We start from the raw sequence: 26,117 nt of genomic DNA, 5'->3' as shown, positions 1-26,117 counted from the left end.
TATTATTTAAGCACTTGCGTCCGAACTCGCGTTCCCGCGTTTCCTCTGCGTCCGAATCGCAGTTCGCGCGCAGAAAATCTGGATTAGCCGAAGCTACGCACACCCGCACCGGAAAGACGAATCTTTTCCAACACACGACGAGCCGTACGATCATCAACCACCAAGTCAGTAATTAAACCAGCTCGTAAAGCCGCAATCAATGGAATCGTCTTAGCTTCACCCGCTACAACACACAGGCGACGCGGAATCTTCCGTAGAGTCTGCGGATCAGGACCAGAAGCCCGCTCATTAATCGGTAAGTCGTAAGATCCGTCCTCGCGCAAAAGAACAGTACAGACGTCGCCAACTACGCCATCTGCCCGCAAAGCCGCAATTTCTTCCGGATCAATATAGCCCGCCGAATAAACATGAGACGGCATATCACCATCAAATGCTCCCACACCGAAAACCGCAATATTCGCATCTTCGATAGTATCCAGCACGTAGCGTACTGACCGTTCCTGCCACAGTTGCTGCTTAGTCTCCGCGTAATCAAAGAAAGCTGGGACTGGGAAGTGCACCATATTTGCGCCGAAAGATTCCGCCGCTTGCGAAATCGTGGTGTCAATATAGCGAACACCAGCGCCAGTGGAAGAACCCGCACCATTAAGCTGCACTACCGTCACGTTAGGGATTTCCACCGGAGGTAAATGACGAGCAACTTCCGCAGTGGTATTACCCCACGCGATTGCCAGTGTATCCCCTGCGCCCACCATATCCATCAGGCGTTCAGCAGCAACCTTCGCTACATTTCCTAAACGGTTTACGCCAGTATCAAAATCGCGGACGCGGACAACCGTGGAATTAATCCCAAAGAACCGGTTTAGTTCGCCTGCCAGCGTGCCACGTTCACCGGGAGCAGCTGCCACGGTAATACGCACCAAACCAGTTTCACGAGCATATGCCAGTAAGCGTGAAACTGAAGAACGGGATACTCCCAAGTGCCGGGCGATGGTTTCCATAGTTTCGCCCTGCAGGTAATACATCGACGCTGCTTCATGCGCGTCATTATCTCGAATGGTCACAATATATAGTGTGCCATGCACACATGACCAATTCATGTCCAAATCGTCCCAGTAACTAAATTTAAATCACTCGAATACGTCACAATAGGACTATTGGTGTTCAGACGAACATCAGATACGAACTTCACACTCCAACGACCCCCTCGGCGCGCGATGACGCCACCGGTCGGTCACAGGGTGAAGAAAACAGCAAAACTCCGGGCAAGCCCGGCTCCACAAGGAAGTGAAAACAAAATGACTGAAAAGAAGTACGTTCTTTCTATCGACCAGGGCACTACCTCTTCTCGCGCAATCGTATTCGACCACGCCGGTAAGATCGTTTCCGTTGGCCAGCTGGAACACGAACAAATCTTCCCTAAGGCAGGTTGGGTAGAACACAACCCAGTAGAAATCTGGGAAAACATCCGCGAAGCTGTAGGCCAAGCACTTTCCAAAGCTGAAATCAACCGCCACGATCTGGCTGCAGTAGGTATCACCAACCAGCGCGAAACCACCGTTGTTTGGGATAAGAACACCGGCGAACCAGTCTACAACGCAATCGTTTGGCAGGATACCCGTACCGCAGAAATCGTCCGCGAACTGGCAGGCGAAGTCGGCAACGACAAGTACAAGGAAATCTGTGGTCTGCCACTGGCAACCTACTTCTCTGGTCCAAAGATTAAGTGGATTCTGGACAACGTAGAAGGCGCACGCGAAAAGGCAGAAGCTGGCGACCTGCTGTTCGGCAACACCGACACCTGGACCCTGTGGAACCTGACCGGCGGCGTAAACGGTGGCGTACACGCAACTGACGTTTCCAACGCATCCCGTACCATGCTGATGGACCTGAAGACCCTGCAGTGGCGTGAAGACATCTGCGCAGACATGGGCATCCCAATGTCCATGCTTCCTCAGATTCGTTCCTCTTCTGAAATCTACGGCTACGGTCGTAAGAACGGTCTGCTGATTGACACCCCAATCTCCGGTATCCTCGGCGACCAGCAGGCAGCAACCTTCGGTCAGGCATGTTTCGAAAAGGGCATGGCTAAGAACACCTACGGCACTGGCTGCTTCATGCTGATGAACACCGGTCATGAACCAGTACAGTCCGAAAACGGCCTGCTGACCACTCTGTGCTACAAGATTGGCGAAGCACCAGCTGTTTACGCACTGGAAGGTTCCATTGCTGTTACCGGTTCCCTGGTTCAGTGGCTGCGCGACAACTTGAAGATGTTCACCTCCGCTCCAGAAATCGAAGGCCTGGCACGCTCTGTTGAAGACAACGGTGGTGTTTACTTCGTACCAGCATTCTCCGGTCTGTTCGCACCATACTGGAAGGATGATGCTCGCGGCGCAATCGTTGGTCTGACCCGTTTCAACAACGTTGGACACATTGCTCGTGCAACCCTGGAAGCAACCGCATTCCAGACTCGCGAAGTTCTGGACGCTATGAATGCTGACTCCGGCGTTGCCCTGACCGAACTGCGTGTTGACGGCGGCATGATCGCTAACGAACTGCTGATGCAGTTCCAGGCAGACATCCTGGGTGTAGACGTTGTGGCTCCTCAGGTTGCTGAAACCACTGCTTTGGGTGCTGCTTACGCAGCTGGTATTGCAGTTGGCTTCTGGGAAGGCGAACAGGACGTTATCGACAACTGGGCAGAAGGCAAGCGTTGGAGCCCATCCATGGACGCTGCAGAACGTGACCGCACCTACCGCCTGTGGAAGAAGGCTGTAACCCGCACCTTCGACTGGGTAGATGACGACGTACGTAACGCCTGATTCTAAATAACTTTAGGGAGCCTCACCTTTGGGTGGGGCTCCCTTTTTTGTTTTCCGAGGGCGGCGTCTACCACCCTCCACGAATTATTTAAGTAACGCAGATTTTGCGTAATCGCCTAAGAAATAGCTAACAAACGTATAGGTTTTATTTACTTAGAAACCTATTTAAACAGCTGAATAAACCGCCCTCGGAAAATGAAAAACCCGGAAAACCAGGCTTTTCTACCAAGCTCACATGCACGGATTCTCACCACCCCCTAAAGACAGTGAGAATAAGCAAAATGCGTAAATAGCTCACCCAAGCGGTCATACGATTAAAGAGTAAGGACATATGTGCATTGCCGGGTAGCCAACGAAGGACCCGCAACGCACCGCCCCAAAAGACAAGCAACGGAGCAACCATGCAGACACTCGAAACAGACGTAGTAGTCATCGGCGGTGGAGCCACCGGCGTTGGCGTACTACGCGACCTAGTAATGCGCGGCTTCAAAGCAATCCTGGTAGAACGCGCCGACCTGGGCCAAGGCACCACCGGCCGCTACCACGGGCTGCTCCACTCAGGTGGCCGCTACGTCGTATCCGACCCACACTCCGCAACCGAATGCGCCCAAGAAAACGAAATCATCGCGCGACTACACCCAGACGCAGTCGAAGACACCGGTGGCCTCTTCGTAGTCACCCCACACGATGACCCAGAATTCGGCGACCGCTTCATCAAAGGCGCCCAAGACACCGGCGTCTGGGCCGAAGAAATCTCCATCGAAGAAGCCCTCCGCCGCGAACCACGCCTCAACCCCGGCATCACCCGCGCCTTCGCCGTAAAAGACAAAACCGTCGACGGCTGGGCCATGCTCTGGGGCGCAATCCGTTCCGCAAAGAAATACGGTGCAGAAGTACTAACCTACCACCGCGTAGACAAAATCCACGTCAACAACGGTCAAGTCGAAGCCGTACAAGTACACGGCACTAAAACCGGCGAAGACATCCTCATCAACTGTCGCTTCGCCATCAACGCCGCCGGCCCATGGGCAGGTGAAGTCGCAGCGAAAGCCGGCATCGAAGAAGTAAACGTGGTACCGGGACGCGGCATCATGATCGCTATGAACCACCGCCTGGTGAACTCCGTCGTAAACCGCTGCATCTACCCTGCTGACGGTGACATTCTGGTACCAGTCCACACCGTCTGCATCATCGGCACCACCGACGTAAAAGTCGACTCTGCAGACCACCTGGAAATCCCTCGTAACGAAGTACAGCAAATGCTGGACGCAGGTGAAGCCCTCATCCCAGGTTTCCGTAATGCCCGCGCCGTACACGCTTGGGCAGGCGCACGCCCACTCATTAAAGACACTCGCGTGGCAGCTGATGACACCCGCCACATGTCCCGCGGCATGTCAATCATCGACCACCAGGCGCGCGACGGTGTTTCCGGTCTGCTCACCATCGCTGGCGGTAAGCTCACCACCTACCGTCTGATGGCAAAGAACACAGTCGACTACATGTGCCAGCAAATGGGTGAAAACCGCCTCTGCATCACCGACACCGAAATCATGCCAGGCACCATCGTAGGCGACAACTACAAAGTCACCCACCGCCTGGGCGAACGTGAAGAAGACCGCTTCAAGTCACAGATTATCTGTGAATGCGAACTGATGAACCGCCACATGTTCGAACAGCTCCTGGAAGTTCAACCAAACGCAACCTTCGACGACCTCCGTCGCCAGCTGCGTCTGGGAATGGGCCCATGTCAGGGTGGCTTCTGCTCCATGCGTGCCGCCGGCATCACCCAGGAAATGGAACGTGGCGACGTTGCAGACGTAACTGAACTGATGCGTCTGTTCCTAAAGAACCGTTGGATCGGCCTGTGGCCAATCCTCTTCGGTCGGCAGGTACGTCAAACTGCTTTGGATGACTGGATTTTCCAAGGCACTTTGGATATCGAACACCTCCCAGTTGTTGACGATCAGCAGATTAAGAGTAAGGCAGTGCGATGAGTTCAGTAGTTGTAATTGGCGCCGGTATTGCCGGTCTAACCGCGGCTTTGCGTCTGCGTGAAGCTGGCCACCACGTCACTTTGGCTTCAAAGGGCATCGGCGGTCTGCAGCTTTCCCAAGGATCCGTTGACATTTTGGGTTACGTTCCGCTGACCGGCGACGAAGATTGTTCCGAGGGCGACGCACAGCGTCACGCTCGCGACAAACGAGTACGTAACCCTCTGGAAGCTATCGACTCTCACCCATTCCCAGTAGATGAGATTACTGGCTCTCACCCATATGACCTGATTGGTTCAGATGCAGTTAAGCGTGGTGCTGATTACCTGGTTGAAAAAGTTGGCACCGGCCTGCTGGTTGGAGACGTAGCTCGTAACTACTACCTACCTACCGCAATTGGCGCTATCCGCCCTACTGCTTTAGCGCAACCTTCCATGGTTAGTGGTGACTGCGTGGCCGGTAAGAAATTCGTGATTGTCGGTATCCGTCAGATTAAGGACTTCTACCCACAGTTCTGTGCCGAAAACCTTAACCGCACTGACTTAGAAGACGGCGGTCGCGTGAGCGCTCGCGCAGTTCACGTAGAGTTTGAAGCCCGTGCCGGAGAAGTTGATACTTCCGCTTTGAACTTCGCGCGCGCTTTAGAAGACCCAGCTAAGCTAGAAGCCTTCGCAAAGCTCGTTGCCGCACAGGTTGAAGAAGGCGAAACCGTGGGTCTCCCCGCAGTTCTGGGCGTAGCTGGCGACGGGCTCTTCGAAAAGTTCCAGGAACTCGTCGGACACCCCGTCTTCGAAATCCCACTCCCACCACCATCTGTTCCAGGTATGCGCCTCAACCAGAAACTCACTCAGGCAGTAAAGGATGCTCGCATCCGCTTCATGCTTGGCACTGAAGCAACTGGCGTAGTTGCAGACGGTAAAAAGGTAACTCACGTGGTAGTAGCTACCGCTGGTCGCCCTCGAGAAATCCCTGTTGATCACGTAGTACTGGCAGGCGGCGGTTTTGAATCCGGCGCACTCAACTTGGATTCTTACTGCAAGATTACTGAACGCGCCCTGGATCTGCCCGTCACCGAAGCTCCCATTGAAAAGCTCATTCACGGTGACTACTGGGGAGACCAGCAGGCACTCTTCAAAGTTGGTGTCGCAGTTGACGCGGATATGCGTCCACTAGACGCCACCGGTGAACGCGTCTACGACAACGTACACGTACTTGGTGGCACCATCGCTGGCGCAATGCGTTGGCAGGAAAAATCTGGTGAAGGTATTGCGTTAGGTTCCATGATCCGCGCAACCGATTTCATCCTAGGAGCAGACAATGACTAATCCAATCGATATTGCTCGCCGGAACCTGGCACGCACTTCCCTCGACAACTGCGTAAAGTGCACCATCTGTGAAACCCAGTGTCCTGTCGCCCGCATAACCCCAAAGTTCCCCGGACCAAAGTTCGTTGGTCCACAGGCTGAACGCTTCCGCAACGGCGAATCCGTCGACCACTCCTTGGACTACTGTTCTGGCTGTGGTATCTGCACCATGGTTTGCCCTCAGGGCGTAAAGATTGCGGAAATCAACGCACAGGCACGCGCAGTGATGAAAGCACAAAACGGTATGCCAATCCGTGACCGCCTCATCACCCAAACTACTCTCATGGGTATGGCAATGAGCCCAGTCGCTCCAATCGCTAACGCCGCCCTGGGAATCAAACCACTGCGTAAGGTCATTGATAAAGTCATCGGTATTGACGAAGACGCTCCCATGCCGAAGGCACATGCCGCCACCCTGCGTTCCTGGCTGCGTAAACGTCCAGCTCGCACCACCCCAGCAACTAAGGGTCCAGTTGTGTTCATGCACGGCTGTGCAGGTGGCTACTTTGAAGTACAGACTTCAAAGCACACCATCGAAATCCTGGAATATTTGGGCTACGAAGTGCTGATTCCAAAGCAGGGTTGCTGTGGTCTGGCTGAACAGTCCAACGGTCTCTTCGGTGGCGCTACTAAGAAGGTTCTGAAACTCTGTGATGATCTGATTTCTGCCGGTAAAGACCTGACCATCATTTCTTCCTCTGGTTCCTGCGCGGGCATGCTTAAGCACGAAGCACACGAAATCATGGGCGTTGACGATCCACGCTTAAAAGATGTTGGAACTCGCACTTATGAAACCTCTGACTTCCTGCTGGATCTCTACTACCGGGGCGAACTGCCAGTAGAAAAGATGCGTGGCATGGAACTTACCTTGCCTTACCACCAGCCTTGCCAGGTTAAGGGCCAGGGCATGGGTATGCCAGCGGTTGAACTGATGGAACTGGTACCGGGTGTGAAGGTTGTCGAATCAGGTCAGCCATGCTGTGGTATCGCGGGTACTTACGGTTTGAAGTCTGAGAAGTATGAAATCGCCCAAGCAGTTGGTAAGCCACTGTTTGACATGATTAAGGCTACGAACCCTGAGTTGGCTGCCTGTGACACGGAAACTTGTCGCTGGCAGATTGCTAAGGGATCTGGTGCAAAGATGATTCACCCTATCTCTTTGATTCACTGGGCTTTCGGATTGTCTGATGATTTGAGCGCACACGCTCAAAAAGCCTGATTTTAGGTAAACCTGGTTTAAAAGGTGTTAAAAGTGGTGACCCGGCTTTGTCGGGTCACCACTTTTTGCATTAAAGTACGTGCTTAGTTTTCGGGGTAAGGCATGGTCGAAGACCACTTGAATCACAAAACTCACATCCGAACTCGCCTTCGCATATGAGTTTCCGCCCTCGAGAATCAAAAACTCACATCCCAACGCGCCCTCGCATGTGAATTTTTAGAATCCCAACCCAAATATTTAAAACCCAACCCTATTGTTTAAAAGCTGAGTCCAACTTCTGCTTTGGACCTGCTACTAAAACTACTTGCCCGGTTTCTAACACGGATTCAGGCACAATAGGCGCCCACACACCTGAGGGATCTTTCACCGCAACAATGGTGATACCCAGGCGAACCCGCAGGTTCAACTCCCGTAAAGATACTCCTGCCATGGAAGCCGGAAGCGCTGCGGTTGCCATGGCAAACCCATCTCCCAAATCAAAGTAGTCGAAGAGAGAATGGGTTAGCAGGTGCGCCACCCGACGTCCCATGTCTTTTTCGGGGTGGAAAACATGTTTAATGCCCATTTGTTGGAAAATCTGCCCCTGTGGCCCGGTAGAGGCTTTCGCCCAGATTTCTGGACCGTTTAGTTTTATCAGTGAAGAAGCTACAAGGATTGAGGAGGCTAAGTCGTCACCGATAGCAACTACTGCATGTGAGAACTCATTTACGCCCAGGTCGTAGAGTGTTTCTGGAGTAGAGGCATCAGCTCGGATTACTTGGGTGAGTTTACCGTTCATGAGTTGCACTACGTCTGCTGATTTGTCGATTCCTAGGACTTCCACGCCGCTTTCCATGAGTTCTTCTGCCATGGAGCGTCCGAAGCGTCCCAGCCCAATGATAACAACTGAATCTCCCGCTGCTACGCGGGGTTTCAATGGGAAACTGAACTTAACCAATGATTGGCCTTTCTTTTGGATATTCGTAGCGGCGTCGGATAGGTCGAAGCGCCAGCGCAGATGCGATAGTTACGGGACCGATGCGTCCAAAGAACATGAGGATGCAGAGTACTAGCTGTGAGGATACTGGCAGGTGATTGGTGATACCGGTGGAAAGTCCGACGGTGCTCATTGCCGATACCACTTCAAAGAGAACTTGGTCTAAGCGGAAGTGGGTTTGTGCCAGGATAGTGGCGGTTGCCAGGATTAGAAGTACGAAAGCGAGGATAACCACTGTGATGGCTTGGCGTTGCGCAGAGCGTCCGATGCGACGTTCGAAGAGTTGTACGGCGTCGCCGGCTCGGACTTCGGTGTAGACGATGAAAACCAGGATCACTGCGGTAGTGACTTTTATTCCACCGGCGGTTCCTGCTGGGCCAGCACCGATGAACATGAGGAAGTCTGTGATGAGCCAAGTGATGTCTGATTGGCTGGCGATATCCATGACGTTGAAGCCGGCAGTGCGTGGAGAAATAGCAGTGAAGAGAGTGAGTAGGAGTTTTTCACTTAAAGGAGCGTTAGCGATGGTTGCTGGGTTATGCCATTCGGCGATGACAATAAGAAGCCAGCCTACTAGGATGAGGACCGCGGTTGCGGAAAGTACGATACGGGTGTTGAGTGTCCAGTTAGGTTGCCGGTCGGGGCTTTGTCGGAGTGAGCTCCAGACCTGCAGCATCACGGGGAATCCTAACCCGCCTAGTACCAGCAAAAGCATGACGGGGATGACAATTAGTAGGTTGGTTCCCTGGTGGACGAGATTGTCTGGGTAGGGTGAAAATCCGGCGTTGTTAAAGGCGGAGACGGAGAGGAATAGAGAATTCCCGAGGGCGGTGTACCAGTTCTCTCCGTCGAGGATTAAACCTAGGAAAATGAATGGCGTGAAGAAAAGTTGCAGTATGGCACTGTATTTAACGATGCGTTTAACTAGTCCCTGAATATCAGCATAGGTGATGTTGCCGGTGGTAGAGGCAATCAAGAGCCGCTGACGCAGATTTAGTTTATGAGCAACTAAAAGTGCCATTAACGCACCGAGGGTCATGGTTCCTAACCCGCCAATTTCAATGAGAATTGCAAGGATAACCATGCCGAAGCCACTCCAGTAGGTGGCAGTATCTGCAACTACCAGCCCGGTTACGGAAGTGGCGGATACCGCAGTGAAGAAGGCTACGGAGAGTGGGGCACCCCCCAGGTTGATTCCGGCTACGGGAGTGGCAGTAGTAGGGTCAGTGGGGTTTTCATTTGGCCATGCGGGTGCCCCTGTATGTGCCCAGGGAAGCATGAGCAGAAAAGTTCCTACTGCGATTACTAAAGCCAGGGTGTAGACAGAGAGTCGAGCTGGCTGAAAACGAGAGAAGAAGCGTGGACTAGGTTCTAGTCCACACTTCTTTCTAAATAAGTTAGGCATTGTGTTTTCACTCTACGTAATAGAGATAACTTTCGCCAGGCTTTGGCTGGTTCAGATACGCTTCGTGAGTGGGAAGGTAATGGTTTCGCGGATCCCTTGACCGGTTAACGCCATCAGCAGGCGGTCTAAGCCCATGCCCATACCTCCTGTTGGAGGCATGCCTTGTTCCATGGCTTCCAGGAAGTCTTCGTCTAATACCATTGCTTCTGGGTCACCGTTTGCAGCGGCTAGTGCCTGAGCTTCGAAGCGTTCGCGCTGTACCACTGGGTCTACCAATTCTGAGTAGGCGGTTGCTAATTCGAAGCCACGTACGTATAAGTCCCACTTTTCTACGCGACCTGGGAGGCTGCGATGCTGACGCACCAATGGTGAAGTATCCACAGGGTAGTCACGTACGAAGGTTGGTTCCCAAATGTGGTCACCAACAGTAGCTTCAAAGATTTCTTCGACTATCTTGCCGGCTACTGCGTGATCTGCGTATCCGATTTCACGTTCGTCTGCGATTTCCCGCAGGCGTTCAATTGAAGTGTCTGGGGTGATTTCTTCACCAACCGCTTCAGATACGCAATCGTAGAGGGAGATAGACTTCCAAGAACCAGACAGGTCGTATTCAGAACCGTCAGCGAGGATTACCTTTTCGCTACCGAATGCATCGCGAGCCGCTTTCTGAATGAATTCACGAGTACGCTGTGCCATGGTATCGTAAGTGCCGTAGGCTTCGTAGGCTTCCAGCATAGTGAACTCTGGGGAGTGAGATGAGTCAGCACCTTCATTTCGGAAGTTGCGGTTAATTTCGAAGACCTTTTCGATACCACCAACTACTGCACGCTTAAGGAAGAGTTCTGGAGCAATACGCAGGAATAGTTCCGTATCGTAAGCATTCATGTGGGTTTGGAATGGGCGTGCGGCTGCCCCACCGTGAATGTTTTGCAACATTGGGGTTTCGATTTCAATGAAACCTGCCTGGTCAAAGTATTCTCGCAGGGAACGTACTACTTTGGCGCGCATACGAACCATGTCGCGCGCTGCTGGGCGGACGATCATATCCAGATGGCGACGACGAATACGAGATTCCTCGGACAGGGTCATTTCTTCACCGTCCTCGGAAACGAATGTCTTTGGCAGTGGGCGGATTGCCTTTGCTGCCAGTTTCCAAGCTGGGATTTCTGCGGATGGAACTGCGAAGATAGACAATTCGCCACGCTTAGAGCGGATTGCTGGACCATAAACGAATAGGTAGTCACCCAGGTCTACGTCTGTCTTCAACGCTTTCAGGGAATCTAAACCAACTTCAGCAGCCGAGAACATCACCTGAATACGGTTACCTTCACCGTCTTGCAAAACCACGAACTGGAGTTTTCCGGAGCCACGCATCAACATGACGCGACCAGCAACACCTAAGGATTCTGGGGACTGTTCGTCGATTTCCAAATGCTGGTAGTTGCTGATTACTTGCTTGATAGTTGAGTTAATTGGCAATTCCACCGGGTATGGGTCAGTGCCTTCTGCCAACATACGGTCGCGCTTTTCAATGCGGACGCGAATCTGTTCTGGAGCTTCATTATCTACGCGTTCGGCTACAGTATTTTCAGCCGGAGTTACTTCGTTATTTTCCACGATACCTATCTTATCCTGAATAGTTTTACGAAGGAATTAGTAAAGTCCTAAATAGTTCCAGCAGAATGCAGTGGTTTTGGGCCACCGGTGGAATTTTCCATCCCTGCGGGGATTACGCCAGCATTATTGCCTTGGTGAATAATCTGGTTGTTTTCATTTACCAGCACTACACTCTGTTTAAACCCTCTGGCTTGGGAGTCAGGTACTTGTGCATAGGCCATGATGATGACGATGTCACCGGGGGTAACGTGGTGAGCGGCAGCTCCATTTAGTTGGATTATGCCGGAGCCGTTTTCACCGCGAATTGTGTAAGTAGATAAGCGCGCCCCATTATTGACATTTACGACATCAACTTTTTGGCCTTCCAATATATTTGCTGCGTCTAAGAGCAATCCGTCTACGGTTATAGAGCCGACGTAGTGCAGGTCAGCTGCGGTGACGGTAGCGCGATGGATCTTTCCAATCATCATTTCACGCAGGAATTCTGCCATTTATTTAACCTCTACCAGGTAGTTGTCGATTAGTCGCGTGGTCCCCACCTTCGCGGCGATGGCTAGCACGGCTGGTCCGTGATCAACATCTTCAAAGGTCACAGGGTCTACCAATGCAATGTAGTCCAAAACTAGGGTAGCTTGCGAATCTGCGGTGGCAGATGCTTCAGAAATCACAGTTTCAGCTGCCGCGAGGATTTCTGCACGAGTTCCACCTTGAGTAGCAATTGAAACCCCAGCGCGGAGGGACGCTGATAGGGACAGAGCGGTTTCTCGCTGAACTGGGCTGAGGTAAGCGTTGCGAGACGACAGTGCCAAACCATCTTCGGCGCGCACAATTGGTGCTCCCACAATAGTTACTGACATATCTAAATCCGATACCATCTGCCTAATAATTGCCAGTTGCTGCGCATCTTTTTGCCCGAATACTGCAACATTTGGACTTACTAGGTTTATTACCTTATGAACTACTTGGCAGACTCCTGCAAAGTGGGTGGGGCGAGTCTTACCTTCCAGCACGGTGGCAGTTGGTCCTGGGTTGATGGTTACGCGGGACTCTCCATTTGGGTAGATTTCTTCCGGGGTTGGCGCAAACACCAGGTCGGTTCCAACAGTTGCCAATAATTCCAGGTCTTTTTCTAGCTGACGTGGGTAGGCGTCAAAATCTTCGTTAGGTGCAAACTGAGTTGGGTTTACAAAGATTGAGACGACAATGTAATCACTGTGTTTGCGGGCTTCTTCGACTAGGGATAGGTGTCCAGCATGCAAAGCTCCCATGGTCATTACCAGACCGATTAGTTGGCGTGGGTGTGCGTCACGTTGGTTTTCTAACGTAGTGATTAATTCCGCGCGGGTTTTGACTACTGCGGGTAGTTTCAGTTCTGACATGCAGACTCCTTTAACTGGTGCATTTTAATTTTATGCCACGTTTAGAGGGATTCTGCGCCCAGAGCAGTGTGGACTGCACGATATTGTGTGTCGGTGAGCCGCCCATGATCGTGAGCTAGTTCCGCTGTGGCACGCGCTAGTTCTTGATAGGTGGTTTTTATTTTTTCTCCCGAGGGCGTACCTAATACCTCTAAGTGAGCAGTTAAAGTTCCTGTGTCTGCGCGCACAACTGGCCCGGTTAATCCGTTAATGCCTTCAGATAGCGCCCGATCTAAGGCAGCTTCTAATAGTGGTCGCAGATAAAGCGCAGGGTCTGCAACCCCAGCTTCTCTGAGTAGTTCCAAAGATTGAGCTACCAGCGTATTGAGGTGGTTCGCTCCGTGAGCTAAGGCAGCATGGTAGAGTTTCCGATTTTCGTCTGCGACTATTTGTGGCTGACAGCCTATTTCGATCAGGAGTGCCTGGCCAATAGGTTGGGCAATAGCGTTAGCAGTTACTGCCGCTGGACAGTTTTCTAATCGCTGTAGATCTAAACTATAGCCGGTGAATGTCATCGCGGGGTGTAACGCCAGTGTGAGTGCACCACAAGCGGCAGCATCCACTAAAACCGCCAAGCCATGTGCGCCACTGCAGTGAACTACGATTTGCCCAGGACGCCAAGCGTTTAGTTTCGCCAGTCCAGCAACGACCGGACGAATTTCATCATCCGGCACGGTAACTAACACCAGGTCAGCTTGAGCGCAGAGCTCAGGGGCTTCTAGAACTGGCACTCCCGGAAGTAAAGCTTCAATCCGATCTTGGTTTTCCACTCGCGTGGAAGCCGTCACCCCGATAACTTCATGCTGAACGTTACGTAAAGCTAATGCCAGAATAACGCCAACTTTTCCAGGGCCGATTACCCCAACTTTAAGGCGACCTGGCTTAGGGTTCACGGGTAGTCTCCTGAACTTCCTCGAAAGAAACTTCTGTCGTTAAGCCATACCGGACACGCGCCTGCCAGGTTTCCAACTGCTCAACTTGGCGACGTTGTAAAGCATAACGAGAAAGCTCAATGAATAGGTTTTTCGCAACCTGTTCATCTAAGTGCGAAAGAGCGCTCTCAACCATAGCGTTGTGGTCCACCGTATGTAAGCTAATGGCAGCTACTTTCCGGCGACGCGCCCATGGGCCTTGAGAAATCTGCAGGGACTGTAAACGCGGGTATGAGAAAACACTACAACGACGAGTAATACGCCCGGTGCGAGTAATCAGTACCCGCCGAGTAAGCATATGAGCATTACGATTGTAGGTAAACCAATCCCAAATCCGGGCACGTCGTGGATTATTCACAAACCCACCAGATTCTCTGAAATCCTCAGAGTCACCAAATCCTTCTAAACCAACGCGCAGGACGTTAATCGGATCAGCTACCCCAAGGTCAGGGAAAACCATCCACACTGCGCGTAACATTTCTGCACGAGTACCTACCGGAAGCAGAATGTTTGTTTGCTTCGTACCTTCATCCCCTTGGAACGCAGCCTGAGAAATCTCAACTTTATACCAGTCGAACAGACGCCAGAAGTAAGGCTGAATAATATGCACGGCGTGGATGCGTTGTGGCGAAATGGTTTGCGCACGGGTTTCAGTAAGTCCCGCACGCACACGGATACCATCAGCTGCCAGGTAAGCGCGGAAGTTAAAGTTTTCAGTAACAGTCTTACGTAACGCTGAAAAACCGGTCAGCGCAGGCACACCCAAGGCCACGAAAGTTTCCCAACCCGCATCAAAAACAAATACGAGCACCAGCGTTCCGATTACCATGGCGATCAGGAAAAGCAGTGAAATAATTACGCCCATATTCACCATAGTGGCAGTAAGCAAACGTCTCAGTGGCACAGAGTAGATCAACTGCCCATCAGTTTCCTCATTCAGTAAGACTTTCAGAGGGTCAGCAGTTTGAGACACCGCAATTTCTAAATCACTCCCAGATTGAGTTTCCGCGAGCAGGTTTCCAGTAGCGTACTCGGAAAACTCAGAAGCTGAACTGTCGGTAACGGATGCTGTCGTACCAAACTTTACTGCCTGAGAGAACTGCAATATTTCCAAACGTACACGCTCTAACTCAGCGGTTTTCAATAAACCGAACTGCAAGTTGGATCCCGCTCCACCAGCCACCTCAATATCAATGCGCCCCAATCCGAAGATTCGTCCCAACAGCGGGTGGGTGATATTCACTGCCTGGATTTTATTTAGTCGTGCCAGGCGTTGACTGCGAAAGAAAATGCCAGAACGGTAATAAACTGCCTCAGTTGTAATGGCATACTGCATACGTCGCCAAGCTAGCCAAGAAAACAGGCCAGCTAGAAAGCTGATTACCAGAGTTCCTGCGACTGCCCCTGCAATAACTACCATGATCATGGAGTATCCGAAATAACCGGGCCCCCAGAGAACTTCAGAACTAAACAGTTCTCTCAAGTCATCTGCCAGATTAAACAAAATATAGCCGAATATACCGGCAAACACCGCCCACGTTTGAGCCAGTGGGGTTACGGGATGCAGGCTACGCCAAGCTGCTTCTGACACACCCGTATCTGCAATGGATTCTTTGCGTGCCATTAAATACCAACCATTTCTGCTTCACAACGATTGGATAGAAAAGCCCGCAATTCTGCTGCTTCTGCGGTGGGGATACCCGGAATAGTTGCGTCAGTAGCAGCAGAAGCCGTGTGAAGTTTGATTTCTGCCATGCCAAAGTAACGGGCGATAGGACCTTCAGAAACATCTACGTACTGAATCCGCCCATAGGGCACCGCAGTCATGTCTTTAAACATGATTCCCTTACGCACGAATAGTTCGGTTTCTCCCAGTGCGTATTGCAGGGCTTTAACCTGTCGGGTGATTAGTATAGCTACCCAAAGGTGAAGAATAGTAATAATACCTGCAGCAATCCATGCCCATGGAGTTACAAACACAGCTACTAATGTGGCAGGGATTGTGAAACTTAAGAATGAGATGGCAGTGCCAGCGAAACGAGCTTTCGCCAAGTTAGGAGAAACATGACGGAAATCGATTCCGACAGGGCTAAATAGGTCGCTCATCACAAGCCTTTCATTCCTAGTTTTCTAAGTTTGTATCCAGTCTACTGGCAGCCTCTGACAAAAACTATTTTCAACTGAAAATTAGAGTTTCACCCTGAGTTCTGAAAATACCCGAAAACCCCGCTTTCCTTTTAAGCCAATTCCCAGGAAACCTCCAGCTTTATCGTTTTATGATGGATACATGATGCCTAATAACGTACCTACTTACTCCCCTACTACCAGCGAAAATCCCCTCACGGATACCTCTAAAAGCACTGGCGAAGCCCGCCTGCTAGTAGTAGACGACGAACCAAATATCCGTGACCTGTTGGCATCATCATTACGTTTTGCAGGATTTGAAGTAATCACCGCTGCTGATGGAGCTTCCGCATTCCACCTAGCGACCACGGAAAACCCTGACTTAATCGTCTTAGACGTAATGCTTCCGGATATGGACGGTTTTACCGTAACCCGGCGCCTCCGGAACGCCGGCACCCGCATTCCAGTTCTCTTCCTAACTGCCCGCGACGATATGCGTGACAAAATTCAAGGATTAACGGTAGGTGGCGACGATTATGTCACCAAACCGTTCGGCTTAGAAGAAGTAGTTGCCCGTATCCGCGCTATTCTCAGGCGCACCATGGATTCCGTAGATGACGGTATCCTCCGAATCGCAGATTTAGAACTTGACGAAGACGCTTACGAAGTACGCCGCGACGGAGTTGAGTTAGAACTTTCCCCCACGGAATTCAAACTTCTACGCTACCTGATGATCAACGAAGGCCGCGTGGTTTCTAAAATGCAGATTCTGGATCACGTATGGGAATACGACTGGGAAGGTGATGCCGCAATTGTGGAATCCTACATTTCCTACTTGCGCCGTAAACTGGCTGTTCATGAAGATAGTAAAGACTTAATTCATACTCGTCGGGGCGTTGGCTACATGCTGCGAGCTGAATAATGGCGACTCTGCTAACCTCTATTGCTAATGCGTGGGATAACCTTTCCCTACGTACCCGTTTAGTGTCCCTTTTTACAGCTGTCCTGACCGTCTGTTTTGCTTTCGCCACTACCGCGGTGCTGGGGATTCTGCAGTCCCACTTGGTTTATCAGTTAGATTCGGAACTGCAGTTATCTGCAAAGTCGCTGGCGGTTTCCGCCTCATCCTCACTGCTTCGAAATGAGTCTACGGACATTCCAACTAACTACTATGTGCGGATTGACAGCCCTAACGAAGCTAGCAAAGAGTTTATTAATCCAAAGATTGCGCAGCGTTATGGTTATCCGGATGAGGAAACTCTATTACCTTTCGGAGTGATTCCTGAAGATTCTATTACTACTCCCGCTAGCATTGGTTCGTCTAAAACGGGGGCTTACTGGCGTGCTGTGGCAGTTCCGATTGCCACTCAAGATGGAACTCAGTTTGGGGTAGTTACTGTTGCTTTACCTTTGACAGGTGTTTCCGAAACGTTGCTGAATAGCGTTAAGTACTTTGGAGTTTTAGCGTTAGTGGTTATCGCCGTGGGTGCGACCAGTGCCTACTACCTAGTACGTCGTTCTCTGCGTCCCTTACAACGTATTGAATCTGTGGCTGCGCAGATTGCAGCGGGAGATATTTCTCAGCGTATTGAGATTGAAACCCCGAACACTGAAGTTGGGTCTCTTTCTGTTTCTTTAAACCAGATGCTTACCCAGATTGAGCAGTCTTTTGCGCAGCGTGACGCTGCCCGTGAAAGAATTGAGCGTTTCATTTCGGATGCTTCTCACGAGTTACGGACTCCGTTAGCGACTCTGCAGGGGTATGCGCAGCTGTATAGGATTGGGGGGATTACTCCAGAGAATATTCCAGATGTGATGGGGCGGTTTGAGTCTGAGGCTAACCGGATGAACGGTTTAGTTGAAGATATGTTGCGTTTGGCGCGTTTAGATGAGCAGCGGAAAGTTAATCCTGTACCTTTGGATCTGACTGCTTTGGCGCAGACGGCGGCATTTGATTTGCGCGCCCTCGATGCCTCGCGAGTTGTCCAAGTCCTGAATTTGGGTGCGTCCGCTCCTCTGCCCGCTTCAGGTTCTGTTTCCGAGGGCGGTTTGCCGGAACTCTTCGTGAATGCTGATAAAGATCAAGTTTCACAGGTGTTTACGAATATTATTAGCAATATCGTGCGCTACACGCCTAAGGGAACTCCGGTGGAGATTATGGTTGGGCGTAGTGATCAGTGGGCGGTTGTGGAATTCCGCGACCATGGTCCGGGTATTTCAACTGAGCATCAAGAAAAGGTTTTCGGACGTTTTTATAGGGTGGATAAGTCTCGTTCGCGTGAATCCGGTGGTTCGGGTTTAGGCTTGTCGATTGTTTCTGCGGTGATGGCTCTGCATGCGGGGAAAGCCTCTATCGTTACCACGCCTGGCGGGGGCGTTACGGTTCGCTTGTCATTCCCCCTGCCTAAGTCATAGCATTGATTCGTGCAAGAAAATTATTCGGGACGCTGTGGCACTCCCGCTTGGTTATTACGTTCTTTCGTAGATTCGATGCTAGCTGCACAAGCTACTGCTACTGAAGAGCAGCTTTCTTTAGCTGGTGAAAAACTCCTTTTCCGCTGGGGCGCGCCGCACCGCATTTTTCATAACACTCGTTACTTGGCGTCTCTAATTTCGCATATTGATGAACTTTCCGGTATCTGCCACGATGCTGACTTGTTGCGGATTGTTGCCTGGTATTTAGGTGCGGTTGAGCCCGTGAGTGTTTACCTAGATGACCAGGTTTTTGATGCTCGCGTTGAAGAATGTCAGGCTTACTTAGGGAACTCTGCTTCTCAGTTGGGGGTTCCGGCAGAGACAATTTCTCGACTGCAGGAACTGGTTTCTTTGGCTTTGCACCATATTTCTTCTGTCACCGAGCTTGATGGCACGGTTATTATTGACGCTGATTTAGCGGTATTGGCTTGTACTCCGCAGGAGTATAAGAAGTTCCGTTTGGCGATTCGCGAAGAAAATGCGAAGTTATCTGATTTTGATTATCAAGTGGCTCGCCGCCGTTTCGTTAGGCGCCTGCTGAAGCGTAAGAGTCTTTTTAAGTCTCCTACTGGTAGTCATTGGGAGGCAATTGCTCGGCAAAACCTGGAGGCGGAGTTAGCTAACTTGGATGCTTCGCTAGAGCAACTTGACCCACAGGGCTTGTCTGACGCTGGCTGGGTGCCGGTTGAGGAAACTGATATTTCTACGACTTCTACTACGATTTTTAAGCGTTCTGCAATTGCGGTACCTGAAGCTGCTGTTGAAGAAACCTGTTGTGTTTTACCTCGTTTTGTTACGAAAACTGAAGAAGCTCAGTCGCAGGATTATTCTTCTTTAGAGTTTGAACCTGATGTTTTGGATAAGGCTCCTATCGGAGTAGTTCGCCGTCTTTCTGCGAAAGAATTAGCGCGCCAAGCAGCGAAACACAAACAGCTGTAGTTTTTCTTTCCGCTTTATTGATGCGCGAAACTTTGGGTGTGCGGGTAAAGCACCCGCACGTTAGTTCCCATGTAAGAATGTGTGCACAGGGCGTGAGCGCACCACAGTTATCCACAGATTTTCTTAGCAGTGGTTTCTTTTCCATTTGAAACCAGGAACACTAATGACAACGCCACCGCGTTAAATTCAGAGTTCTAACTAAGGAGTCCCAGATGACCATGTTCCAAGTTGATGTTGCGGAGGTAGCCCGTACTTCCGCTCTGGTGAAAAGTTCAGTAGAAAATGTGCGCACTGAAGTTACCGCTCTTATGGCTCACCTCAGGGATTTGGAAGCCTCCTGGACCGGCCAAGCTGCTACACAATTTCACCTTTTGGCAGAGGAATGGCAGGCTACCCAAGCCCAGGTAGAAGCAACCTTAGATGACATCGGTGTGCGACTGCAACTCGCTGCCACCCAGTATGCGGATGTCGAATCTCAAGCTACCGGCCTGTTCCTGTGATTACAGCCAATTGATGGGTGATAGTCCCCAGGCTTCTAAATGCTGGTTCGCCTGCGAGAATGGTTTCGACCCGAAGAAACCTCTTCGCGCTGATAATGGGGAGGGATGCGCAGATTCTAATACTAAAATCTCTGGTGAAGTAGGAATCAAAGGTTTCAGTTCCTGCGCATCTTTCCCCCACAAAACTACGACCAGTGGCTTATTACGCTCCACCAACGCGGTAATCGCAGCTTCTGTAATTGTCTGCCATCCCAGCTTGTTGTGGGACTTAGGTTTTCCAGCTTCAACTGTGAGCACACGGTTAAGGAGGCAAACCCCCTGCTGGGCCCAATCTGTTAAATCTCCTGAACGCAATGGCATATTCGGATTAGCGGGCAACCCTAAATCCAATTCCCCCTCTACAGGTGAGATCCTAATATCGTCAGACAGCTCCTTAAAAATATTGCGTAAACTGGCAGGGAGTTGCACCTCAGGCGGAACTGAAAAACTTAACCCTACGGCATTTCCTGGAGTTGGATACGGATCTTGCCCGACGATTAATACTTTCACGTTCTGTAATGGGTAAGTGAAGCAACGAAGAATTTGTTCACGTGCGGGGAGGATTTCTGCGCCCTCACCTACGCGGGTTTCTAGTTCTTTTTCGAGGGCGTTCAATGCATCCTGATGGGGAGAGAAAACTGTCTGCCACTGTGGGTCTAATGCAGTGAGGTTTAAGAACCATGTCATGAGTTTAGTTTATAAGGTTAAGGCAGGTTGCTTGGGGAGTTTCCGGCGTGTCCATTTACTCGTTAAGCCTTGGAAAATATAGCCTTGAAGGGTGAATACTCAGTATCCTGAAGACGAATTTGACGAAGCTGGTAAGCTCTATCCAGTAGGCGCTTACCGCCAGGCTCCTTCTAAGTGGAAGGCAGTTGTACCTTTTCTGTTGGTTTTGGTGTTCGCACCGATTCTAGCTTGGGCGACGGTTTCTTTGCTTACGGCTGGCACTACCACGGAGCAGGCTGCGCAGCAGAGCACACAAGCTACTCAAGCTAAACAGCAGGAAACAGCAGAAAAAGAGGCTACTCAGAAGGTCGAAGAAACTGCTAAGCCTGAAGAAAAACCAGCCGAGGAAACTAAGCCGGTTGAAAAGAAACCAGCTGAGGAAAAGCCAGCAGAACAAGCTAACAAGGCAGCTGCAGTGCAGGTTCTTAATGGTACTGGCGTTAATGGTCTGGCAGGCGGCGCAGTTGGTAAACTGCAGGCTGCAGGCTTTTCTAACTTAGCACCTGATAATGCTGTAGGTTGGCAGACTGAAGTTTCCACTGTTTACTTCAAGCCCGGTAATGAAGCTACGGCTAAAGAAGTTGCCACCACCCTGGGAATTGGAAACGTATTGGAATCTGATCAGTCCACAGGCGACGTAACCGTCATTCTAAAGGGTGATTATCAGCCTTAAAATTATGATTTAAATAATGTGCCCGCCAGTTTTATTCCTGGCGGGCACACTTTATTTCCTGTTTATGAAGTCTCATGCTGGGTTTTATTTGCTTCCTGCGGGATTATTACCAGTGTGATGTGCTGTCATCGCGCTTTGTCAACTTACTTAAATTAGGGTTAAGTGTTAGAAGTGTGTTTAAAACTGGTGTGTTGGGGTAGATATATCTAGGTTGTCTTTTAGGTAACTGTTGATACATTCATTTAGGTTCAGCTAGCCTAAAACTCCCTCTCTACTTCGAAATACCGCGTGTAAACACGCGTTATTGGTAAGAACGCAAAATTTACAGAAACCATGCCAAAAACCACTCACCTTGCACTCAAAGGCAGAGAGTGCCAGAATTGAGTTAGCACTCGCATAGGAAGAGTGACAGAACCAAAAATTTCTAACCTCAAATATGAGGGTAGAAATTAATCCTGTTACCGCGAAGGGAACACCAAAAATGGCAAAAATGATTGCATTTGACGAGGAAGCACGTCGCGCGATGGAACGCGGCCTGAATATCCTAGCTGACACCGTAAAGGTCACCCTGGGTCCAAAAGGCCGCAACGTAGTCCTCGAAAAGAAGTGGGGCACCCCAACCATCACTAAGGACGGCGTGTCCGTAGCAAAAGAAATCGAACTTTCTGAACCATACGAAAAGATTGGTGCAGAACTGGTAAAGGAAGTTGCTAAGAAGACTGACGACGTTGCAGGTGACGGCACCACCACCGCAACTGTACTTGCCCAAGCACTAGTACGCGAAGGTCTACGCAACGTAGCAGCTGGCGCAAACCCAATTGCGCTCAAGCGTGGCATCGATATCGCAGTAGCAAAAATTATTGAAAAGCTACACGCAGCAGCTAAAGAAATCGAAACCACCGATGAAATCGCAGCTACCGCATCCATCTCTGCAAACGACCCAGCAATCGGTCGCCTAATCGCAGAAGCCATGGAAAAGGTCGGCAAGGAAGGCGTAATCACCGTCGAAGAAGCAAAGTCCTTCGAAACCGTACTGGAAACCACCGAAGGTATGCGCTTTGACAAGGGATTCCTCTCTCCATACTTCGTAACCGACCCAGAACGCCAGGAAGCAGTCCTGGAAGATGCGTACATTCTGCTAGTAGAAGGCAAAGTATCCAACGTTAAAGACCTGCTTCCACTGCTGGAAAAGGTAATGCAAGCAGGTAAGCCAGTAGCCGTAATCGCAGACGACATTGAAGGCGAAGCACTGGCAACCCTGGTTGTTAATAAGATCCGCGGCCTGTTCCGCTCCGTAGCAGTGAAGGCACCAGGTTTCGGTGACCGTCGCAAGGCAATGCTACAAGACATGGCTATCCTCACCGGCGGCCAGGTTATTTCTGAAACCGTTGGCTTGTCCCTTGAAACCGCTGACCTGGACGTGCTGGGTCACGCACGCAAGGTAGTAGTTTCCAAGGACGAAACCACCATCGTTGAAGGCGCTGGCACCAAGGAAGCAATCGAAGCTCGCGTCGCACAGATTCGTGCTGAAATTGCTAAGTCCGACTCTGAATACGATAAGGAAAAGCTGTCCGAACGCCTCGCAAAGCTGGCAGGCGGCGTAGCAGTCATCAAGTCCGGTGCAGCCACCGAAGTTGAACTCAAGGAACGTAAGCACCGCATCGAAGACGCTGTACGTAACGCAAAGGCAGCTGCAGAAGAAGGCATTGTTGCCGGTGGTGGCGTAGCCCTCATCCAGGCAGCAAAGGGCCTGTCCGAACTGGACCTCGAAGGCGACGAAGCAACCGGCGCAAATATCGTTGCAGTAGCAGTACAGGCACCACTGAAGCAGATTGCTATCAACGCAGGCCTAGAAGGTGGCGTAGTAGTCGACAAGGTACAGAACCTGCCAGAAGGCGAAGGCTTCAACGCAGCAACCGGCGTTTACGAAAACATGCTGGCAGCAAATATTGCTGACCCAGTAAAGGTAACCCGCTCCGCACTGCAAAACGCTGCTTCCATCGCAGGCATGTTCCTCACCACCGAAGCAATCGTGGCTGAAAAGCCAGAACCAGCAGCACCAGCAGCTCCAGGTGCTGACGAAATGGGTGGCATGTACTGAGCCTAGGTTCAGCTAACTAGCCTTTTCGGGCGTCCACGGAAAACCACCGTGGACGCCCGATTTTAACAACAGCAATCAAAAACCGCCCTCGGGAAAATCCATTCAAAAATTCCCAAGGGCGGCTTATTAACCTAAAAATCAGATTTTAGTAGGCTCAATCTTCCAAACTTCACGAGCGTAATCGCGAATCGTGCGGTCAGAAGAGAAACGACCGGACAAAGTGATGTTCTGCCAACACATCTGCGCCCAGTGACGACGATCAGCATAGTCAGCAGCCATCTGGTCACGCGCAGTACGATAAGCATCGAAATCACCCAGCAGGTAGTAAACGTCTGCTGGATCCCAACCGTTAGAGTTCAGAAGAGACCAACGCAGGTCGTGGAACATACCAGTGTTTCCGTCATCCAAGGTACCGTCGGTGAAAGCATCCAGAACACGCTTCAAACCAGGAACGGTTTCATACTGATAGCGTGGGTCGTAAGTGCGACGCAGTTCTGGAAGTTCTTCTTCCTTAGCCCCGAAAATATAAGCATTGTCAGCGCCTACAGCTTCCAGGATTTCTACGTTTGCACCGTCCAGAGTACCCAGGGTCAGTGCACCGTTCATCATGAACTTCATATTAGAAGTACCGGATGCTTCCTTGCCCGCAGTAGAGATCTGTTCAGAAACATCAGCAGCTGGAATAATCTTTTCCGCTGGGGAAACATTGTAGTTTTCTACGAAGACGACCTTCAGACGACCGTCTACGTCAGCATCGTTATTTACCAGGCGACCAACTTCGTTGATTAGCTTAATAATTGCCTTTGCACGTACGTACCCTGGAGCTGCCTTAGCACCAAAGATGAATACGCGCTTTGGAACATCAAGCTTTGGATTTTCCTTAATGCGGAAGTACAGGTCGATTACGTACATGATATTCAATAGCTGACGCTTGTATTCATGCAGACGCTTAATCTGTACGTCGAAAATTGCTTCAGGGTCAATCTCAATCCCCTGACGCTTGTAAATCCACTCTGCGAAAGCTACCTTATTGGCGTACTTGATTTCGTTGAGGCGGTCGTAAATTTCATCCGTGCCCTTATCAGCATAGTCAGCTAACACATCCAGGTCAGTTACCCAAGCGTCAGAACCGGTTACTTCAGTTAGCAGTGCAGAGAGGCGAGGATTACACTGGTTCAGCCAACGACGTGGGGTTACACCGTTAGTCTTGTTATTGAACTTTTCTGGCCAAATAGCGTGCCATTCTCCCAGGGTTTCACGTTTGATGATTTCCGTGTGTAGAGCTGCTACACCGTTAATGGAGAAGGAAGCGTAGCAAGCAATCCAAGCCATGTGTACCAGACCGTTGGATACCGGAGCCATGTAGTTGATACGTCCTTCATCTAAGCCCATTGCGTGCATTTCCATGCGGAAACGACGGTCGATTTCCCAAACGATTTCCATTACACGTGGGAAGAGACGGTCAAAGATAGAGATTTCCCAGGTTTCCAGAGCTTCAGCCAAAACAGTGTGGTTAGTGTAGGCAAAGGTCTTAGAAACAATGTCCCAAGCTTTTTCCCAACCCAATCCGTGTTCGTCCATCAGCAGACGCATTAGTTCTGGGATTGCCAGTACTGGGTGCGTGTCATTTAGCTGGATAGAGTTGTACTCAGCAAAGTTAGCTAGGGTACCGTGCTGCGTCAGGTGGTTTTCTACGATTTCCTGCAAGGATGCGGAGCAGAAGAAGTATTGTTGGCGGACACGTAGAACTTTACCTTCGTAAGTGGAGTCGTTCGGGTAGAGTACGCGAGAGATATCCATGGTGCGTTCACGGTCTACGATTGCGTCAGTGAAACGCTGGGAGTTGAAAGCAGCGTAGTCGAATTCTTCGATTGGTTCTGCCTTCCATAGGCGTAGGGTACCTACGTTGTCAGTGCCATAGCCAGTGATAGGCAGGTCGTATGGAACTGCGCGTACCTTTAGGTCTGCGTAGGTTACGAAGCGGGTTTCTTCCTGATGGCGGACGATGAATGGGTATTCTTCTTCCATCCAGGAGTCTGGGGTTTCAGTCTGGTAACCATTAGAGAATACCTGCTTGAACAGACCGTAGCGGTAGAGAATACCGTAGCCAACTACTGGCAGGTCTTGGGTTGCACAAGAATCCAGGAAACAGGCTGCTAGTCGACCCAAACCACCGTTACCCAAAGCTGCGTCTGGTTCCTGTTCAAGGATGTCTGTGAGATTCATGCCGAAGGCATTAGTGGCTTTTTCTGCTTCTTCTACCAGGCCGAGGTTCAGCAGGTTGTTCAGCAGTGCGCGTCCCATGAGGAATTCTGCTGATAGGTAGTGCTGGCGACGACCAGCTTTGAATTTTTCAGTGGTGGCGTGCCAGTTGTCTGCAATCCGGTCAACTACGGTTGCAGATAGACCCTGCCAGAATTCCATTGGAGTGGATGCTGAGGTTGGGCGGCCAGAAACCGCACGAATCTGCGCTTCTGCTGCTCCCTTAAAGTCCTGAGCCATGCGTTTATCCTCCATATTTATGTAATCGAGGGCGTGTAAGACCTTGCAAACGCCTTACACGGTTTACCGTACCTAGATAGGTTTAATACGCAGTAAGTTTATCCGCTATTCGCGCGATTTTACAGTTATTTTTAAGTCATTCTGCTCTCATATTTAGTTTTTCAAGTCGTTTCAAGGTTTTTCAGAGATTTTTCAAAGACACACTGCCTGGCCTCCAAAATTAGAAAACAGACAGTTTCGTAATTATCGTTGCTTTTCCACTCCCAAGGGCGCCACAAAAAACATATCTCC

The 26,117-nt window shown here is 50.6% G+C and carries 21 protein-coding genes; 10 read left to right on the top strand and 11 right to left on the bottom strand.

Annotated features, from left to right (window positions below; translation table 11 throughout):
* Positions 1-83 precede the first annotated feature (83 nt).
* Positions 84-1,025 (bottom strand): sugar-binding transcriptional regulator, encoded by a 942-nt coding sequence (locus tag HMPREF0044_RS06035; RefSeq protein ID WP_040313061.1) that lies wholly within the window; start codon positions 1,023-1,025, stop codon positions 84-86.
* Between the two features lie 273 nt (positions 1,026-1,298).
* On the opposite strand from HMPREF0044_RS06035, the gene glpK reads away from it, so the two are divergent.
* The 4 genes from glpK (at position 1,299) to HMPREF0044_RS06015 (ending at position 7,399) form a co-directional block, all read left to right on the top strand.
* Positions 1,299-2,825, top strand: coding sequence for a glycerol kinase GlpK (gene glpK, locus HMPREF0044_RS06030; protein ID WP_040313060.1), 1,527 nt, complete (start codon positions 1,299-1,301; stop codon positions 2,823-2,825).
* Positions 2,826-3,226: 401 nt separating this feature from the next.
* Positions 3,227-4,819: an anaerobic glycerol-3-phosphate dehydrogenase subunit GlpA gene (glpA, locus tag HMPREF0044_RS06025; protein ID WP_006547243.1), complete on the top strand. Its 1,593-nt coding sequence runs from the start codon at positions 3,227-3,229 to the stop codon at positions 4,817-4,819.
* The gene (gene glpB, locus HMPREF0044_RS06020; protein WP_006547242.1) at positions 4,816-6,141 is read left to right on the top strand and encodes a glycerol-3-phosphate dehydrogenase subunit GlpB; all 1,326 of its coding nucleotides are present in this window, start codon (positions 4,816-4,818) and stop codon (positions 6,139-6,141) included. Before glpA ends, glpB begins: the two co-directional genes overlap by 4 nt.
* Positions 6,134-7,399, top strand: coding sequence for an anaerobic glycerol-3-phosphate dehydrogenase subunit C (locus HMPREF0044_RS06015; protein WP_006547241.1), 1,266 nt, complete (start codon positions 6,134-6,136; stop codon positions 7,397-7,399). The genes glpB and HMPREF0044_RS06015 overlap by 8 nt, the downstream gene beginning before the upstream one ends.
* A 250-nt stretch (positions 7,400-7,649) precedes the next feature.
* Here HMPREF0044_RS06015 and HMPREF0044_RS06010 read toward each other — a convergent pair whose 3' ends face one another.
* Genes HMPREF0044_RS06010 through HMPREF0044_RS05975 form a run of 8 tightly spaced genes read right to left on the bottom strand, consistent with a single transcriptional unit; the run spans position 7,650 to position 15,853 of the window.
* The gene (locus HMPREF0044_RS06010) at positions 7,650-8,336 is read right to left on the bottom strand and encodes a potassium channel family protein (RefSeq protein WP_006547240.1); all 687 of its coding nucleotides are present in this window, start codon (positions 8,334-8,336) and stop codon (positions 7,650-7,652) included.
* A complete protein-coding gene (locus tag HMPREF0044_RS06005; RefSeq protein ID WP_141553856.1) occupies positions 8,329-9,780 on the bottom strand; it encodes a TrkH family potassium uptake protein in 1,452 nt (483 codons plus the stop codon). The genes HMPREF0044_RS06010 and HMPREF0044_RS06005 overlap by 8 nt, the downstream gene beginning before the upstream one ends.
* 51 nt (positions 9,781-9,831) lie before the next feature.
* The gene (gene lysS / locus HMPREF0044_RS06000) at positions 9,832-11,400 is read right to left on the bottom strand and encodes a lysine--tRNA ligase (protein ID WP_425357252.1); all 1,569 of its coding nucleotides are present in this window, start codon (positions 11,398-11,400) and stop codon (positions 9,832-9,834) included.
* 44 nt (positions 11,401-11,444) lie between these two features.
* The gene (panD, locus tag HMPREF0044_RS05995) at positions 11,445-11,888 is read right to left on the bottom strand and encodes an aspartate 1-decarboxylase (protein WP_006547237.1); all 444 of its coding nucleotides are present in this window, start codon (positions 11,886-11,888) and stop codon (positions 11,445-11,447) included.
* Complete coding sequence (gene panC / locus HMPREF0044_RS05990) at positions 11,889-12,776, bottom strand: pantoate--beta-alanine ligase (protein WP_006547236.1); 888 nt, start codon at positions 12,774-12,776, stop codon at positions 11,889-11,891. It abuts the gene before it with no gap.
* 41 nt (positions 12,777-12,817) lie between these two features.
* The gene (locus tag HMPREF0044_RS05985; RefSeq protein WP_006547235.1) at positions 12,818-13,708 is read right to left on the bottom strand and encodes a Rossmann-like and DUF2520 domain-containing protein; all 891 of its coding nucleotides are present in this window, start codon (positions 13,706-13,708) and stop codon (positions 12,818-12,820) included.
* Positions 13,698-15,371, bottom strand: a complete 1,674-nt coding sequence (locus HMPREF0044_RS05980) for a PH domain-containing protein (protein ID WP_006547234.1) — start codon at positions 15,369-15,371, stop codon at positions 13,698-13,700. The genes HMPREF0044_RS05985 and HMPREF0044_RS05980 overlap by 11 nt, the downstream gene beginning before the upstream one ends.
* A complete protein-coding gene (locus HMPREF0044_RS05975; protein ID WP_006547233.1) occupies positions 15,371-15,853 on the bottom strand; it encodes a PH domain-containing protein in 483 nt (160 codons plus the stop codon). Before HMPREF0044_RS05975 ends, HMPREF0044_RS05980 begins: the two co-directional genes overlap by 1 nt.
* A 181-nt stretch (positions 15,854-16,034) precedes the next feature.
* On the opposite strand from HMPREF0044_RS05975, the gene HMPREF0044_RS05970 reads away from it, so the two are divergent.
* From HMPREF0044_RS05970 to HMPREF0044_RS05955, 4 genes are all read left to right on the top strand, one after another.
* Complete coding sequence (locus HMPREF0044_RS05970) at positions 16,035-16,793, top strand: response regulator transcription factor (RefSeq protein ID WP_006547232.1); 759 nt, start codon at positions 16,035-16,037, stop codon at positions 16,791-16,793.
* Positions 16,793-18,286, top strand: coding sequence for a sensor histidine kinase (locus tag HMPREF0044_RS05965; protein WP_006547231.1), 1,494 nt, complete (start codon positions 16,793-16,795; stop codon positions 18,284-18,286). Before HMPREF0044_RS05970 ends, HMPREF0044_RS05965 begins: the two co-directional genes overlap by 1 nt.
* Before the next feature lie 9 nt (positions 18,287-18,295).
* The gene (locus tag HMPREF0044_RS05960; protein ID WP_006547230.1) at positions 18,296-19,285 is read left to right on the top strand and encodes an HD domain-containing protein; all 990 of its coding nucleotides are present in this window, start codon (positions 18,296-18,298) and stop codon (positions 19,283-19,285) included.
* A 212-nt stretch (positions 19,286-19,497) separates the two neighbouring features.
* On the top strand, positions 19,498-19,785 hold the full coding sequence (locus HMPREF0044_RS05955; RefSeq protein ID WP_006547229.1) for a WXG100 family type VII secretion target: 288 nt from the start codon (positions 19,498-19,500) through the stop codon (positions 19,783-19,785).
* Here the strand turns inward: HMPREF0044_RS05955 and HMPREF0044_RS05950 are convergent, their stop codons facing one another.
* Positions 19,786-20,511 (bottom strand): uracil-DNA glycosylase, encoded by a 726-nt coding sequence (locus HMPREF0044_RS05950; protein ID WP_006547228.1) that lies wholly within the window; start codon positions 20,509-20,511, stop codon positions 19,786-19,788.
* A 91-nt stretch (positions 20,512-20,602) separates the two neighbouring features.
* On the opposite strand from HMPREF0044_RS05950, the gene HMPREF0044_RS05945 reads away from it, so the two are divergent.
* Both HMPREF0044_RS05945 and groL read left to right on the top strand, forming a co-directional pair.
* Complete coding sequence (locus HMPREF0044_RS05945) at positions 20,603-21,223, top strand: LytR C-terminal domain-containing protein (RefSeq protein WP_006547227.1); 621 nt, start codon at positions 20,603-20,605, stop codon at positions 21,221-21,223.
* Positions 21,224-21,704: 481 nt separating this feature from the next.
* Positions 21,705-23,324 carry a chaperonin GroEL gene (groL, locus tag HMPREF0044_RS05940; protein ID WP_040313157.1) on the top strand — a complete coding sequence of 540 codons (1,620 nt, stop codon included), beginning with the start codon at positions 21,705-21,707 and terminating at the stop codon, positions 23,322-23,324.
* A 138-nt stretch (positions 23,325-23,462) separates the two neighbouring features.
* Here the strand turns inward: groL and HMPREF0044_RS05935 are convergent, their stop codons facing one another.
* Positions 23,463-25,826 (bottom strand): glycogen/starch/alpha-glucan phosphorylase, encoded by a 2,364-nt coding sequence (locus HMPREF0044_RS05935; protein ID WP_040313059.1) that lies wholly within the window; start codon positions 25,824-25,826, stop codon positions 23,463-23,465.
* Positions 25,827-26,117 lie beyond the last annotated feature (291 nt).

The organism is Gleimia coleocanis DSM 15436 (genome assembly GCF_000159015.1).
Lineage (GTDB): Bacteria > Actinomycetota > Actinomycetes > Actinomycetales > Actinomycetaceae > Gleimia > Gleimia coleocanis.
The sequence above is the reverse complement of the archived record's forward strand: the minus strand, read 5'-3'. Positions and strand labels throughout refer to the sequence as shown.

Bases quoted from the DNA above. Each gene is read 5' to 3' on its own strand.
- HMPREF0044_RS06035 (WP_040313061.1), bottom strand. From the start codon at position 1,025: ATGTATTACCTGCAGGGCGAAACTATGGAAACCATCGCCCGGCACTTG.
- glpK (WP_040313060.1), top strand. From the start codon at position 1,299: ATGACTGAAAAGAAGTACGTTCTTTCTATCGACCAGGGCACTACCTCT.
- glpA (WP_006547243.1), top strand. From the start codon at position 3,227: ATGCAGACACTCGAAACAGACGTAGTAGTCATCGGCGGTGGAGCCACC.
- glpB (WP_006547242.1), top strand. From the start codon at position 4,816: ATGAGTTCAGTAGTTGTAATTGGCGCCGGTATTGCCGGTCTAACCGCG.
- HMPREF0044_RS06015 (WP_006547241.1), top strand. From the start codon at position 6,134: ATGACTAATCCAATCGATATTGCTCGCCGGAACCTGGCACGCACTTCC.
- HMPREF0044_RS06005 (WP_141553856.1), bottom strand. From the start codon at position 9,780: ATGCCTAACTTATTTAGAAAGAAGTGTGGACTAGAACCTAGTCCACGC.
- panD (WP_006547237.1), bottom strand. From the start codon at position 11,888: ATGGCAGAATTCCTGCGTGAAATGATGATTGGAAAGATCCATCGCGCT.
- panC (WP_006547236.1), bottom strand. From the start codon at position 12,776: ATGTCAGAACTGAAACTACCCGCAGTAGTCAAAACCCGCGCGGAATTA.
- HMPREF0044_RS05980 (WP_006547234.1), bottom strand. From the start codon at position 15,371: ATGGCACGCAAAGAATCCATTGCAGATACGGGTGTGTCAGAAGCAGCT.
- HMPREF0044_RS05975 (WP_006547233.1), bottom strand. From the start codon at position 15,853: ATGAGCGACCTATTTAGCCCTGTCGGAATCGATTTCCGTCATGTTTCT.
- HMPREF0044_RS05970 (WP_006547232.1), top strand. From the start codon at position 16,035: ATGATGCCTAATAACGTACCTACTTACTCCCCTACTACCAGCGAAAAT.
- HMPREF0044_RS05965 (WP_006547231.1), top strand. From the start codon at position 16,793: ATGGCGACTCTGCTAACCTCTATTGCTAATGCGTGGGATAACCTTTCC.
- HMPREF0044_RS05955 (WP_006547229.1), top strand. From the start codon at position 19,498: ATGACCATGTTCCAAGTTGATGTTGCGGAGGTAGCCCGTACTTCCGCT.
- HMPREF0044_RS05950 (WP_006547228.1), bottom strand. From the start codon at position 20,511: ATGACATGGTTCTTAAACCTCACTGCATTAGACCCACAGTGGCAGACA.
- groL (WP_040313157.1), top strand. From the start codon at position 21,705: ATGGCAAAAATGATTGCATTTGACGAGGAAGCACGTCGCGCGATGGAA.
- HMPREF0044_RS05935 (WP_040313059.1), bottom strand. From the start codon at position 25,826: ATGGCTCAGGACTTTAAGGGAGCAGCAGAAGCGCAGATTCGTGCGGTT.